Below are 15,047 nucleotides of genomic sequence, written 5' to 3' on the forward strand. Positions count from 1 at the left end.
TTAGCGATAAGATCTAACAGTGACAAGTGTTTTTTTTTCAAAAAAAACTGAACGAGTAATTTGTATACAGTTACTAGATCAATGATTTTTATCAGGTTGAGAGCGCTTTTAAGCAATTTATCGCTTCATGTACATTTGAAAACCGGTTTTGCTGCTGTTTTTGTAACAAGCCTGAAAGTAGTGGCAAGAAAATTTGGAACGAACTTGGTAATTCCACATTTAATTTTTGACAGTGCAATACCGCCCACTCATGGTAACTATTTGCTTGTAAAAGAGTTTGCGTTAACCATTCATACAATACGATTCCCAATGCATATAAATCACTTTGAACGGTTTTATTGGCACCATGAAATAGCTCTGGCGCCATATACCGTGGTGTAGCATCAGTTATTAGATCAGGGCTTGAAATAAGCCGTGTTTTTTCAAAGTCAATTAAATAAAGTTCTTGCTTAAACTTTCGAAAATGTTCTTTTTTAATATCACCATGAATCCATCCTAACTCATGAAGCTCTGCCAACTTAACAAGTGCCAGATAGATTTTCTCATTTATATTTTTTAAATTTTGCTTTTGATCTAAATCATCAAACCAACAATCTGTATCCGGTAAAACTAATACTTTTCCTTGAAATTGTGGTTGTTGGGAAATAGTCCTGCCCTCAATAATTTTAAATGGCAAAAGCCAGTTCACTTTTTTATGCTGCATATCTTCATAAAATTGCAATTCATGCAAAAAATCTTGCTCACTTTGAGCATGTACATTTGGCAAATGGTATTTTAGCCAATAGTGATGAGCATCTATAGTACATGTCCATAGACGCCGTCCTAAAGCTTCACTTCTAGGCTTTGTCGCACATTTTAGGTTTTCTATATGAGAAGCAAAATCATGCTTCAGCATAATAAGATTCTGGCTGTTGTTTCTTTTCTTCAAAACGTAAAACTTCTAAACAGTGCTGAATCGTTTTACCAATACGCGCGTGCGTTTCAATAGAAGAGATTTTCGGCCAAGTCGCGCGCTCACCTTCTCGCTGTAAACGTTTAAACAAATGTGGGCGTGGGTTTTGAAGTGTATAGGCATAATGTTTTAAGCTATATTTAGCAATAATATTAACATCACCATAATAGCGCTGCCCTACTACGCCATATCCATGATCGAGCAGTCTTCTTACGGGTGAAATCGCGCCTAATCTTTGACGTGTAAAGTCCATCAGCCCCATTGAAAGTACTTTACCTTGGCGTCTTAAAATTCGTTCAGGCCAACTTAAAACGTCTTTACGGAAACGGCGCGCATCATCTTGCATAAACGGTACAACATGCGGATTCACTTGACTGGCAATGGTGTAGTTTAAATTATAAAGTCTTGCCATTCTTTCTTGTGGGAAATCGCTACGTACACTACCGTCTACCCATTTAGTATTTGCCATATATGGAGTATGTTCACCATCATAACGCTTACTGGTTAAACGCACAGGTGGAAATAAAACTGGCACAGCACAAGAAGCCAATACCGCACTCCAAACCAAAACATTTGGAGTCATAATCGCATTCATAATTCGAGGGTTTTCAGTTGCATCGTACGGCGCAACAGCGACATTAATATTCAAACCTGATTTTTTGAATGCTTCTTCAAAAGTAAGATCACCTAAATTTTCAATTAAGAATTTTTTTAAATAGTGAACATCGGCAATCCCACCATTCCCTTTTATAAGTTCACGAAGTTTTCTAAAGTGAAAAGCATCACTAAAAAATTGCTCACCATTTAGCAAGTTTTGGATATCTTCACTGGCAGAAATTCCCAACATACCCGTCATAATGGCACCCGCACTTGAACCAGACAGGACTTTAGGCATTAAATCTTGTTCAATTAAAGCCTTACATACACCGGTATGAAAAAGACCTAAGGTTGCTCCGCCCGAGAACATAAGAGCAGGTTGTCCATATGCTTTTTCACAATTTTCAAAGAATTCGATTTTTTCTTTTCTTTGGAATGTAATACATTCACTAGATGCAATGTAAGCCAAGCTTTGGCTGACTTCTTCAATATAATCTTCAATTAGTTTTTTTGTGCCTACATGTGTGGCAGCAAACAACATAGGGTGGCCAATATTTGCAATATCGTAGGTCAACCCTTCTTTTAAAAGATAAATCAAATCTAAAGTGCGATGTTGCTGACGGTATCTTTTCAGTAAAGTGTAACGATAAGAAATGAGCTCGGCATCGAAGTAAGGCGAACTATTATCAAACTTCCACTCTTGTGCCCCAGTTTCTTCATCCAGTTTTAATGCAAAAGACTTCCACTCTTCATAAGATTCAGCCATGTCTAACTGACGTTGTAATTTTTTGATACGGTAAGCCTGATGCGGATTCATATCACTTCGTATTTTTTCAAACATATTTCGTCCTCATCTTCACAGATGATTTTACTGAATAGACATGACAACACTATGCGCGGTCTGAACATTTCAATCAATTGCAAAACCGATAAACTGCATGAGTCGTATCTTTTTTGTCAGCTTGCAAATTTCGGTGTTAGTATCCTAGTAAATTACTGTTTAACATGATTGATTAACCATGGCTACCATTGATTTACCCGACAATTTAGTTCAAACCTTATCACTTGTATTAAATCAGTTACAGCAGGTCTTACCTGAACCGAAACAAGAGACCGATTTTACTGCCCCTGCTTTTAGATGGGAAAACCAGCAGCTTAAAGCCATTTATACACCTAAAAATATTTACCTTGATGACTTAAAAGGCATCGAAAGACAAAAAGAAAAGATCATTCAAAATACTTTGCAGTTTTTAAATGGCTTACCAGCAAATGATGTACTTTTAACGGGTTCACGTGGTACGGGTAAATCCTCTATTGTTCGTGCTTTACTCACGGAGTATGCACCTCAAGGATTACGTTTGATTGAAATTGAACGTGATGATTTAGCAGACTTACCGAAAATTCAAAAAATTATTCAAAACCGACCTGAAAAATACATCGTCTATTGTGATGATCTAGCATTTAATGCTGAAGATGAAAATTACCGTAGTTTAAAAAGCGTATTAGATGGTTCCTTACAGTCGGGTTCAACAAATTTTATTATTTATGCGACCAGTAACCGTCGTCACTTATTACCTGAGTTCATGCATGAAAACACCCCTGTAACCAAAGTAGATGTGCCTCAATATACTGAGCTTCATCCGCAAGAAGCGATTGAAGAAAAGATCTCTTTGTCTGACCGTTTTGGTTTGTGGTTATCTTTTTATCCAATGGATCAAAACTTATATTTAGAAATCGTAGAGCATTATCTAGATAAAGCAAACATGCCTTTTAATGATGAAGTTCGTGCTGAAAGCTTGCGTTGGTGCCAAATGCGGGGTCAGCGCTCGGGTCGAGCTGCTTATCAGTTTTCTAAGCATTGGATTGGTTTAAACGCCTTAAAAGATTTGTCTAACAATTAAATAAAATGTCCCGCAAAGCCTTAGCTTTGGCCTATAAACCGCTTAGCTTTGGCAGTTGTTTTTCATAACCTAAGACAAAGATAGCCCTTCTTTAGGTTTATATATGAAAAAACAATTGCCAAAAATTTCTACAACAAGTAAAGCGCTTGCTAAAAGTTTATTACTTGCACAAGGCGTTTTAGACCAAGCAAAAAAATATTCAACTCTTCCTTTTACTCAAACTCATATCATCCGTCCAAGAATTGACGAAAAATATTATAGCTGGACACACTACGGTATCTTTTTCCCACTTTTACCAGAGCCGCATCGTTACTTAAATATTATGATTTTAATCGGTACACCAGGTGCACTTGCTTTTGATCATGATGACATCATCACTGGTAACCCGAGAAAAACCGCTACTTTCTTTTCAAGCACAGCTGCTCTGGAACAAGCTTTACTGAAGGCCTATATCATTCCTGAAGATACAAAAATTAATAAAGATGGGACCTTAATAGAACTAGGACAGGAAATTTTAATTCAAGGAAAATTTCCACACATCCATATTAATGGACATTATGATGGATTTGATTTCGACTTTGATATCGATATCACTTCATATGTTTCATGGTTTATAAAAACACCAATCTATGATCATTTTAGTTTATTGGCAAAGTTTAAAGGTTTATTAAACTATCAAGCAAAACACATTGAAACCCAAGGACTTTGTACTTACGAATATGCACGAGCAGTGGGTCCTCACTCCATTACAAACAAACTTATTCCTGATGCATATAAACTGCCACTTGATTTTTTTACTTATCAAATTATCAATTTAAACGAGGCCACTCAACTTCTTCTTACCAAAGCCGATATTGCAGGACAAACAGCTGCATACACCCTGCATATTAGACATCTGGACCAGCCAGCTGAAATTTACACAGATGTAAGCTTTGATATTATTTCGCATCAAGTTGATGACTTCGTTTCACCTAGTGGGCAAAAAATGCGACTTCCAAAATATTTTTCATGGATCGCTCGAAATGATGCAAAGCAAATTATCTTAAACATTCAGGCAGAAATTGACTGCCCATTCCGCTATGGTCATGGGCGAGGTTATGCAAGTAGCTATATATTTACTGGTCATTATTTTGGCAATGAAGTTCAAGGCCGTGGATACATCGAATATATTGATATCGAAAATCCTCAAGCCTTTGAAAATGAATAATCTTACTCAGGAATAGTAAGTTCAGTCATTGGCCATCTTGGTGTGGTCGTTACAGCTAAACCATCATGCTGACCTGCTTTTAAACGCTGATAACCTGCAAATGCAATCATTGCACCATTATCTGTACATAAAGCAGGCTCAGCATAGTAAACCTGAGCTTTAATTTTCGCCAATGAAGTTTCTAACTGTTCACGTAATCGTAAATTTGCACTTACCCCACCAGCAATTACTAAACGTTTAAGACCAGTTTGCTTTAAAGCTTTTACAGATTTTTTTACTAAGGTATCTACAATGGCTTCTTGGAATGAAGCAGCAATATCAGCATCACGGTTTTCGCCGTTCAATTTTTTCAACTGAACAGAAACTGCCGTCTTTAAACCACTAAAAGAAAAGTCTAAGCCCTGATGAAGCATTGGGCGTGGAAATTCAAATGCTAAAGGATCACCAGATAACGCCAACTTAGCAATATTTGGTCCACCTGGATACGGCAGATTCATCATTTTTGCGACTTTGTCGAAAGCTTCACCTGCCGCATCATCAATTGACTCACCTAATAGCTCATATTGACCAATACCATGAGCTGCCATCAATTGTGTATGACCACCTGAAACAAGCAATGCAACAAATGGAAACTCAGGCGGTTGGCTTGAAAGCAAAGGGGCCAACATGTGTCCTTCCATATGGTGAACACCAATTGCTGGTTTATTAAGTGAAAATGCTAAAGTTCTTCCAAACAAGGCTCCGGTCATTAACGCTCCCATTAAACCCGGGCCACGCGTATATGCGACTGCATCAATTTCCTGTTTCTTAACACCACTTTGTTCAAGCAGCTGATTCATTAAAGGAATAAGCTTACGAACATGGTCACGAGAAGCTAACTCCGGAACCACACCACCATATTCGGCATGAAGTTTTATCTGGCTATAAAGAACCTGTCCCCGTAAGCCGAGTTCGCTATCATAAAGTGCCAACCCTGTTTCATCACAAGAAGTTTCCAAGCCTAAAACAATCATCAAAACTGCCTTTTATATGAGTCAAAATATTGCAATCGCTATTATAGACTTGTGATATGAGTTGTAAATGAGTAAAATACTGACCTTCACTTGTGATCTGGCGCAATGGTGTGCCTGATCTTATCCATAATCTAGAGGATTTTACATGCCACAAGTTAAGTTGAAAGAAGGCGAACCAGTTGACGTAGCTATCCGTCGTTTCAAACGTTCATGCGAAAAAGCTGGTGTTTTAGCTGACGTTCGTAAACGCGAATTCTACGAAAAACCAACTCAAGAACGTAAGCGCAAAAAAGCTGCTGCAGTTAAACGCTACCAAAAGAAATTGGCTCGCGAATCTGTACGTACTACTCGCCTTTACTAATTAATTTGTGATTGACTGCTAACATTATGACTACTTTAAAAAACCAAATTACTGATGCATTAAAAACTTCTATGCGTGCCAAAGATATGGCAACAGTGACGGTTTTGCGTAGTCTACAAGCAGCAATTAAGCAAATCGAAGTCGATGAGCGCATAGAGCTTGACGACGCTCAGGTTCTTGCGGTCATTGAAAAGCAAATTAAACAACGTAAAGAATCGATCAAAGCCTTCGAAGGTGCTGGTCGTGATGATTTAGCTAGTAAAGAACAAGCCGAAGCTGAGGTTTTATCTCAGTTTCTACCAGAAGCTATGACTGAGGAAGAGCTTGATTCTCTCATTGAGCAAACGATTGCTGCTCAAGAAGCAACTAGCATGAAAGATATGGGTAAGGTGATGAATTCTCTACGTCCGATCATAGCCGGGCGTGCCGATCCTGCTCAAGTTTCAGCAAAAATTAAAGCTAAATTAGCTTAATCCCCTCTCTCTTCTTATATACCCTTAAATTAAACTTTTTCTCGTAAGTTTAAGTATATTTGTGCCTGTGAAAATTCCAAAGTCATCCTAGACCTTAAATTTTCATTCGTCGCTCATCTTGCATTTGCTTTAATCGACTATCTATTCTGGCTGACATGGCCTGATTACCTTTTGCAAGACGTTGTGCATGCAACATCGATTTAATTGCATCCTCTTCACTACCAGACCAGTACTGTGCTTCAGCACGATATCGCAATACATTCACAGCTCTTAATGGTGAATTTTTATCTAAATTGGCGGCTTGTTGTAATAATTGCCAACCTTGAATATCTCGGGCATTTTTATTAATAAAACGCTGCACCAAAGTTTGAACTTGAGCATATTTACCTTGACGCAATAAAACCTCAGCCAATTTGTAGCTAAAAGCTTTATTTTCAGGCATTGTCATTTGCAAGGGAGCAATCGAATTATAGGCCTGATCAAGTTTATTCTGGCCTAAATAAATATCTGTTTGAATTAAGGCGACTAATGGCTTACCGCTTGATTTCGCCTGCTCCAACGTTGCTTGGGCTTGAGTATAATCCCCTTGTTTAAGATAGAAAGCCGACAAAGCCAATAAGCCTGCCAGATTTTTTTGCGATGCCAGACTTTGCAACTGATTTTCAGTAGCTTCTCCAGCAACCACCATGGTATACCATTTTAAAATTTCAAAATCGACATCATATATTCGACTTTTAACTTTAGGCATCTGGTTTGCTCTCAAGCGAGCCTCACTCATACGTTCAGATGTAAGAGGGTGAGTCAGCCAAAAATCTGGTAAAAAACTTACACGGCTCGTCGCTCTATGCATCGTTTCAAAATAATCCGCCATGCTTTGCGGGTTATAACCAGCGGCATACATATATTGCATACCAATTCGATCCGCTTCACGCTCTTGATTACGGCTATAAGTGAGCTGTTTATCAAGAAGTGCTGCTTGAGTACCCAACATAACAGCGGCACCAGCGTCTCCACCAGCCTGAGCAGCTAAAGCCACCCCTGCCAACAAACCAGCCAAGCTTAAAAGGGTTTGTCCTTTAAAAGCTTCTTCCGAACGACTAAAGTGCCTTTGCGAAACGTGAGCAATTTCATGGGCCATTACCCCCGCAATTTCATCAATATTTCGTGCCGATGAGATAAGGCCAGTATTTAATGCAAATAACCCACCTGGAACAGCAAATGCGTTAATTTGAGGGTCTTTAATTACAACCAAGGCGATAGGCTGCCCCAGCTGAGTTTCACTTAAAATATTAGAGAAAACTTGAAAAAACTGATCTTCTAGCCATACATCCTGTATAACCGGCATTTGCTTATGAACTTCACGGAAAACTTTTTCGCCAATAAATTTTTCTTTCTGTTGGTCGAGCAGCCCTATTCCACTTCCAATATTTGGAATTTCAACCTGTCCAGAAGCTGGCTTGGGGTCAAAAGGATTAGCGTAAGAGGCATTTGTTATCAAAGCCAAACTTAAAATAACTGGCAAAAATTTCAAAAGTTTTTCTCTTATTAAAAATTAAAATAACAAAAAAGCCCATCAATATCATGCTTCAGTTATTTTGCATCATATCAACAGGCTTTCACTATAACATTGAAAATAGACTATATTTGCAATGAAGTGTTATTCATCCTTTACACAAAATTAGGATTCACTAAATATCTAGGCGTCTTATCCTCTAGTGCTTCCACCAAGTTTTTATAAGCTAAATTTGCCATTTTCTTACGTGTTTCAGCTGTAGCAGAACCTACGTGAGGCAAAGTGACAACGTTCGGCAAATTGAAAAGTGCAGATTCTTGCAGAGGTTCTTTCTCATAGACATCTAAACCAGCCGCAAAAATAACTTCATTTTGCAATGCTTCAATTAGGGCTTGCTCATCGACAACTGAGCCACGCGCAATATTAATAAATATGGCATGCTTTTGCATAAGTTCAAATTGAGCCTTGCCCATTAAAGCTTTAGATTCCGCATTTAAATCAACAGCCGTCACTACAAAATCAGATTGTTGTAATAATTCTTCCAACCCCAGATATTGAGCTTTTAAAGGTTCCGCTAACTCAGGTTTCTCGCGACGATTATGGTAAACAATATTCATGTTAAATCCATAAAAGCCACGACGTGCAATTGCAGCACCAATATTACCAAGCCCAATAATACCTAATGTTTTTCCAAAAACATCGAGTCCAAACTGCTGTGGCCCAACTGTTCTTTTCCACTCACCTTGTTTAGTCCAGTGATCTAGAAAAGGAACTTTTCTGGCTGCACTTAATAACAAAGTAAAAGCAAGATCTGCTGTCGTTTCAGTTAGAACATGAGGTGTGTTTGCTAACCAGATTTTTTTCTGATTTAAATAACCAACATCATAATTGTCATAACCTACAGTCACAGAAGAAATAATTTTTAATTTTTGGGCAGGAGAAAGATTACTTTCATTGAGCAAACGACCCGCCCCAATCATGCCATCAGCATCTACTACTTCTTGTCGTATCTGTTCATTAATATCACCCAGTTTAGGGTTCAATACGACAACATGGTAATCCTGCTGTAACCGTGACAAAATTTCCTCATCAATTTGGCTAAAAACCACAACCTTTTTCATGTAAATCCCTACTACTCATTGTTATCTTGCATAAGTTGCCACAATCTTTTCTTAAGAAGAGGCTTATCTAACATTTCTTTTAAACTAGCTAAATGAATAATATTTGCATGTTGAATATAGGTACATTTACCCAAACATAAAATCTTTTTCTCTGCTGCTACAGCATCTAAGAAACCTTGAATATAAGAACCTACCCCTCGTTGATCTTGATAGGCTGCCAGAGGGAAAGGCCATCTTAATTCAGAATATTGTCCCACCTTCGCCTTTTGTATATTTGCCCAAAGTTGTTTTTCTTCTGTTTCCAAAGCCGTTACATCAACAAAAATTACACATTTTTCAAGACAATAAGCCTGTAACTCAAATGGAGTAATTGTCTCTTGCTCAATGACTTTAGGTTTTTCTACAAGTATCTCTGGCTGCGAGACTTCTGCAACTACTATTGGTGGCTCTTCCACCACTTTAGGAATTTCAAACACCTGTGGCTGAGTGTTCTTTTGCTCAAAAGCAGGAACATCTATGGTAGGTACGGTAATTGACTCATGGGGTTCAACAACCTGATCTCGCCACAGAGTGTGGGCATTATTTTTTTGGCACACTTGTGTTCTAGGAATCCATACGTCTATTCCTAAAGTTGCCAGTATATTTCTTTGCTGCCCAATCATGTCTAAATCAGTACCTCTAATCTACACACATTCTAACGGGCTTCTGATTTTTTTTCAGCGTTTTCTTTTAATGATACTCTTTGGAAACCACATATGTTTCTTAAATAATCATAACGCTATTTTTCTTCTGCATTTGCTCTACAATTTCATCAGACTCAAAACCAAATCGCCAATAGAGCAATTCAAGCACATCAAGTTCATCTTGGGTGATAATACGATCACTCCACAAGCACATTTCAGCAATTGCTAATATACTTAAGCGGTCACGAAGCAATAGCCCAGCAATATCATTTAAAATTTCTGCCAAGTCTAAAGGTTCATCCGAAATTTCATCATAAATATGCATTTCATCAGGATTAAGCAAAGAACGTAAGATACGTTCGCGAACCTCTAACTGATTCGGACTATTGATTTGTTGCACATGAAGCAATGCATCAATTAAACGAACAATTTGAGGTTTTACTTCTTCAAATGCTGTCGGCAAATGAAGTGGCATCAAGTTTAACTCGTACTTAACACGCTCGAGTAGAAGTGCATCAAGTAATCCAATTTCCCCATCTTCTTGAATAATTAGTGCCAGTTTAGTCAAAAATTGACGAGCAATACTGGCAGGCATATGACCAATATTTTTACATGCATCATGAAATATCTGAATATGAATACGCCCATCAAGATTAAGTAAGGCATCCACAATTGCATGGCTTACTGGCGCATCTTGTGGAATAAATTCTCGATATTGACGAATCATTAAAATAGCAACCATCACCTCACGCGAACCAGTCGCAGTTTGTAATGCACGTTGAATAAGTTCAGGGCGCTTTTTATTACGACGGATATCACTACTTAATGGTTTAATTGCATCATTCAAAGCAAAACTGATTGGAGAAAGACGCAACAAAGGCAAAGGTTGTGGAGATGACCACGGCGTATAAATTTCAGTCTCAGATTCTTCTAGTACATGGAACAAACTAAATAAAGGACGATTTCGAAGTTTCTTTAAATTTTCTAATTGCAAATCTTGCAATAAAGTTGGGTTAAGCTCATAAATACGTTCACGAATACTTGGGTGAATATTCATCCAACTTTGCGGGCTAAGTGAATTCGCAAAACACATATGTGCAATCGATTCAGAATAAGCACTATGAATCTGCGAACCAGAATGGTGAACGTAAATACGCAATAAAGTTTGGGTATTAGTGCTATTTTTTAATAACCGCATGGTTTTTTGGTCATTACGAAATGTACGACCACTTAATGTTAAATATTTAATAAAACGAGTGATTAAAACACCTAAACTTCCCGCCAACCAAATCACACCACCTACGGCTACAAATACAGTCTCGAACTTATGCTTATAACCCGGACTGTAGCGCTTAAACCCTTGTTTAGCGAGCTTACTCCCCCACTGACTAAAAGTAGTCAAACCACTATATAAAATTTTTAGTTTAGTATTTTCTACCGCTTCACCCGATAAAATCTGGTTAAATTCATGACCCAATAAGCCATATAGCTCTAGCTCATCAAGGTTCTGTAAGGCACCCCAAGTTAAAATAATTACAATATCATTCGAGTGAAAACCTGCCGTTAATGCATTAACACCTACTTCATCAGGTAAAACATAAAGTGTTGGAACGTTCAGGGAAAATGTTTGTGCCAGATGTTCTGTAATTTTTAATGCGGCATGTTCTTCTGGTGTACTTTCACCTTTTACCAAACGACGAGCTTTCAACTGCTTGGCAAGTGAATGGCCACCTTTACGCAAAATATAAAGTTCGGTCACCACAGACCAAACCATAATAAAAAGCAAAAGAGCAATAAAATATGGACTTAAAGCATGCCACCAAATCGGCTCGCTATAATCAAAGAAATGAACAAGTAAACCTAAAATTAGATTTAAAATAAAAATAGTTAAAAGCACAGCGACCAAACACATAGTGATGGACCATGCCATATTTTTATTTTCGATTAAATAGTGGCTTACTTCTTTCAATGTAAATAATCCCAATTACATTGTTAAGTTTCATCATAAAAGAAAAAAGCGGGAAATACCCGCTTTTTTCGGCTATTTCTATTCTTCTTTAATACCGGTCAAATCTACTGATGCTGCATCAATATTGACATCAATATAACCATCTTTTTTCTTTTTCGCAGAATCATTACGTTTCTGCTCCAAATTATTCAGATAGTCTGCATCAATTCCACCAGTTACATAGATACCATCAAAAACAGAGCAATCAAACTCGGTTAATGTAGGTACTTTACTTGTACGTACAGCGTTCTTCAAATCTTCCAAATCTTGGAAAATTAAACGATCAGCACCAATAATTTCCTGAATTTCTTCTACGCTGCGCTCTGAAGCAATAAGCTCAGTTTTAGCAGGCATATCGATACCATATACGTTCGGATACATCACTTTCGGTGCAGCTGAAGCAAAGTATACTTTTTTCGCACCTGAGTCACGCGCCATCTGAATGATCTCATTACACGTTGTACCACGCACAATTGAGTCATCCACTAATAGAACGTTTTTGCCTTTAAACTCTAACTCAACAGGGTTTAATTTCTGACGTACAGATTTTTTACGCTGTTGTTGACCTGGCATAATGAAGGTACGACCGATATAACGGTTTTTCATAAAACCTTCACGGAACTTCACGCCAAGAATATTTGCCAACTCTAAAGCTGAGGTACGGCTTGTATCTGGAATTGGGATAACCACGTCAATATCATGGTCTTCACCCCAGTCACGCAAAATTTTATGCGCTAATTTCTCACCCATTTTTAAGCGAGCTTTATAAACCGAAATACCATCAATAATTGCATCTGGACGAGCAAAATAAACATATTCAAAAATACATGGACGGTATTTTGGATTTGCAGCACATTGCTTTGTAAATAACTCGCCGTCAGCATTAATGAAAATTGCTTCACCCGGAGCAATATCACGCTCAATTTTAAAGCCAAGCGCTGTAATTGCTACTGATTCAGATGCAATGATATATTCCATCTCACCTTGCTCAGTTACACGAGAACCGTAAATAAGCGGACGGATACCATTTGGATCACGGAAACCAACTAAGCCGTGACCAGTAATCATTGCCACGACACCATAAGCACCTTGGCAGCGCTCATGTACACGTGAAACGGTATGGAAAATATCTTCCGGTGTAGGATTTAAAGTTCCTATCTTTTGCAATTCATGAGCAAAGACGTTTAAAAGAACTTCTGAATCAGAGTCCGTATTCATGTGACGCAAATCTGTTTTGAACAGGTCATCATGAATTTCTTCTGCATTTGTCAAGTTACCATTATGTGCAAGTGTAATACCGTAAGGTGAGTTCACATAAAATGGTTGAGCTTCCGCACTGCTCGAAGAACCAGCAGTTGGATAGCGCACATGACCAATACCGTAATTACCAAGTAATGCTCTCATATGACGAGTATGAAAAACATCACGTACCATACCGTTATCCTTACGAAGGAAAAGACGGCCTTCATGGCAGGTTACTATTCCAGCTGCATCTTGCCCACGATGTTGCAACATCGTTAATGCATCAAACAACATTTGGTTCACTGGCGATTTACCGGCTATACCAACAACTCCACACATAGCAACCTCGCAGACAAGCTAGGAATTAATAAAAAGGATTCTTTGTTGAATGGTCAGGTCGAAGTTCTGTTTCCTCCGACTCGTCCATTGGTTTTGGAGAAGTGCGCGTTACACCGCCCCCAGATGTTATCTGATGAAATGCCTCACTTGCTGCATCTTTAGAAAGCTCTGTCGCTAAAGGTGCATAAGGCAATAAAAACTGGATAAATTTGGATTGTTTCCAATGAGGCGAACTTTCTACCCAAGGACCAACACCCTGCATGGTAATAAGAACAACCAATAAACCTTTCAACGAACCAAAAGCACCACCTGCTAAACGATTTAATGGCCCCAACTTCAAACTTTTCAAGAGGCCATTTAAAAATGCAGTGACGATCCAAGTTAAAACGATAATTAAAAGTGCAATAAAAGCGAAAGCCGCGATCTTTTGAACCACCGGATCCTGACTTAAACCTGACATTGACGGAGCTAGAAGAACAGCATATTTTGCACCCATAATTAATGCAAAAATCCATCCTACCAAGTTCGCAAAGGCTTTTATAAATCCTTGTCGCAAACCGTTTAGCCCCCCAATGAGCAAAAGTATCAGAATGATGATATCAATGGTGTTCATGTTCAATTAAGTCATGGCTTCAACACATTGCTTCACAAGCGTTGGTCCCGTATAAATCAGACCACTATAAATTTGTACAAGCGTTGCTCCAGCCTGTTGTTTCGCTGCAGCTTGTTCACCCGACAAAATTCCGCCCACACCAATTAAAGGAATTTGTCCTTTTAATGTTTGAGCAAATAAACGTAAACATTCCGTACTTTTTTCAAATACAGGTGCACCCGACAAACCACCTGACTCATTACCGTAAGGCAGGTTCTCTACCCCTTCTCTCGATAAGGTCGTGTTCGTCACAATAAGACCATCAATTTTAAAATCTAATAATTGTGCCGAAATAAATTCAACATCTTCAGCTGTTAAGTCTGGAGCGACTTTAAGAACTAAAGGTACATAGTGATTATATTGCTCTGCCAACTCAAGTTGACGTGCTTTTAAGGTTTGCAATAATTCAGTTAATGCATCACCACTTTGCAAACTACGCAAATTTTTAGTATTTGGAGACGAAATATTAACCGTAATGTATGAAGCGTAGTTATAAACTTTCTCAAGACAAATCAAATAATCATCAACGGCTTTTTCGACAGGTGTATCAGCATTTTTACCAATATTAATTCCTAAAATGCCTCTAAATTTTGATGCTTTAACATTCTCGATTAGCTTATCAACGCCATCATTATTAAAACCCATGCGGTTAATAATAGCTTTAGCTTCAGGAATACGGAATAAACGTGGTTTTGGGTTACCAGATTGCGGGCGAGGTGTAATTGTACCAATTTCAATGAAACCGAAACCCAACCCAGCTAATGCATCAATATGAGCACCATTTTTATCAAGACCGGCTGCCAACCCTACCGGATTAGGAAATTCGATTCCCATACATGTAGTTGGCTTCGCTTCTACGGTCTGGCGCATCATGCCTAGCTTATGCGCTTTATCAAGCATGGATAATGTTAATTCATGGGCACGCTCTGGTGCTAAACTAAACAACATCGGGCGAGCAAGTGAATATAACATACCAATCACAGTC

At 38.3% G+C, this 15,047-nt stretch carries 14 protein-coding genes; 4 read left to right on the forward strand and 10 right to left on the reverse strand.

Translation table 11 applies throughout. From position 1 onward, the window contains the following. Positions 1-91 precede the first annotated feature (91 nt). Together GO593_RS00095 and GO593_RS00100 are read right to left on the reverse strand one after the other, a co-directional pair. Positions 92-895 (reverse strand): protein kinase domain-containing protein, encoded by an 804-nt coding sequence (locus GO593_RS00095; protein WP_000912074.1) that lies wholly within the window; start codon positions 893-895, stop codon positions 92-94. After that, positions 882-2,390 (reverse strand): DUF3336 domain-containing protein, encoded by a 1,509-nt coding sequence (locus tag GO593_RS00100; protein WP_000461855.1) that lies wholly within the window; start codon positions 2,388-2,390, stop codon positions 882-884. The genes GO593_RS00095 and GO593_RS00100 overlap by 14 nt, the downstream gene beginning before the upstream one ends. 178 nt (positions 2,391-2,568) lie before the next feature. Here GO593_RS00100 and GO593_RS00105 point away from each other — a divergent pair, with 178 nt between their 5' ends. Beyond that, positions 2,569-3,450 carry an ATP-binding protein gene (locus tag GO593_RS00105; protein WP_000190819.1) on the forward strand — a complete coding sequence of 294 codons (882 nt, stop codon included), beginning with the start codon at positions 2,569-2,571 and terminating at the stop codon, positions 3,448-3,450. A 103-nt stretch (positions 3,451-3,553) separates the two neighbouring features. Further along, complete coding sequence (locus GO593_RS00110) at positions 3,554-4,657, forward strand: DUF6670 family protein (protein WP_000744449.1); 1,104 nt, start codon at positions 3,554-3,556, stop codon at positions 4,655-4,657. Between the two features lie 2 nt (positions 4,658-4,659). Here GO593_RS00110 and tsaD read toward each other — a convergent pair whose 3' ends face one another. After that, positions 4,660-5,670, reverse strand: coding sequence for a tRNA (adenosine(37)-N6)-threonylcarbamoyltransferase complex transferase subunit TsaD (gene tsaD, locus GO593_RS00115; RefSeq protein ID WP_000636263.1), 1,011 nt, complete (start codon positions 5,668-5,670; stop codon positions 4,660-4,662). Positions 5,671-5,815: 145 nt separating this feature from the next. Between tsaD and rpsU the strand changes: the two genes are divergently transcribed. Beyond that, the gene (gene rpsU / locus GO593_RS00120) at positions 5,816-6,031 is read left to right on the forward strand and encodes a 30S ribosomal protein S21 (protein ID WP_001136722.1); all 216 of its coding nucleotides are present in this window, start codon (positions 5,816-5,818) and stop codon (positions 6,029-6,031) included. A gap of 26 nt (positions 6,032-6,057) precedes the next feature. After that, positions 6,058-6,504, forward strand: a complete 447-nt coding sequence (locus tag GO593_RS00125) for a GatB/YqeY domain-containing protein (RefSeq protein WP_000209410.1) — start codon at positions 6,058-6,060, stop codon at positions 6,502-6,504. Positions 6,505-6,598: 94 nt separating this feature from the next. Here GO593_RS00125 and GO593_RS00130 read toward each other — a convergent pair whose 3' ends face one another. The 7 genes from GO593_RS00130 to GO593_RS00160 form a co-directional block, all read right to left on the reverse strand. Continuing rightward, positions 6,599-8,026 (reverse strand): M48 family metalloprotease, encoded by a 1,428-nt coding sequence (locus tag GO593_RS00130; RefSeq protein ID WP_085941241.1) that lies wholly within the window; start codon positions 8,024-8,026, stop codon positions 6,599-6,601. Between the two features lie 146 nt (positions 8,027-8,172). Beyond that, positions 8,173-9,138 (reverse strand): 2-hydroxyacid dehydrogenase, encoded by a 966-nt coding sequence (locus tag GO593_RS00135; RefSeq protein ID WP_000758315.1) that lies wholly within the window; start codon positions 9,136-9,138, stop codon positions 8,173-8,175. 11 nt (positions 9,139-9,149) lie between these two features. Beyond that, the gene (locus GO593_RS00140) at positions 9,150-9,800 is read right to left on the reverse strand and encodes a hypothetical protein (protein ID WP_000580182.1); all 651 of its coding nucleotides are present in this window, start codon (positions 9,798-9,800) and stop codon (positions 9,150-9,152) included. A gap of 100 nt (positions 9,801-9,900) precedes the next feature. After that, positions 9,901-11,790 (reverse strand): M48 family metalloprotease, encoded by a 1,890-nt coding sequence (locus GO593_RS00145; protein ID WP_000665946.1) that lies wholly within the window; start codon positions 11,788-11,790, stop codon positions 9,901-9,903. 78 nt (positions 11,791-11,868) lie between these two features. Then, complete coding sequence (purF, locus tag GO593_RS00150; protein ID WP_000334674.1) at positions 11,869-13,410, reverse strand: amidophosphoribosyltransferase; 1,542 nt, start codon at positions 13,408-13,410, stop codon at positions 11,869-11,871. Between the two features lie 25 nt (positions 13,411-13,435). Beyond that, positions 13,436-14,023: a CvpA family protein gene (locus GO593_RS00155; RefSeq protein ID WP_001091966.1), complete on the reverse strand. Its 588-nt coding sequence runs from the start codon at positions 14,021-14,023 to the stop codon at positions 13,436-13,438. 6 nt (positions 14,024-14,029) lie between these two features. Next, positions 14,030-15,034 carry a quinone-dependent dihydroorotate dehydrogenase gene (locus GO593_RS00160; RefSeq protein ID WP_000966986.1) on the reverse strand — a complete coding sequence of 335 codons (1,005 nt, stop codon included), beginning with the start codon at positions 15,032-15,034 and terminating at the stop codon, positions 14,030-14,032. Between the last annotated feature and the right edge of the window lie 13 nt (positions 15,035-15,047).

Source organism: Acinetobacter baumannii (assembly GCF_009759685.1).
GTDB lineage: Bacteria > Pseudomonadota > Gammaproteobacteria > Pseudomonadales > Moraxellaceae > Acinetobacter > Acinetobacter baumannii.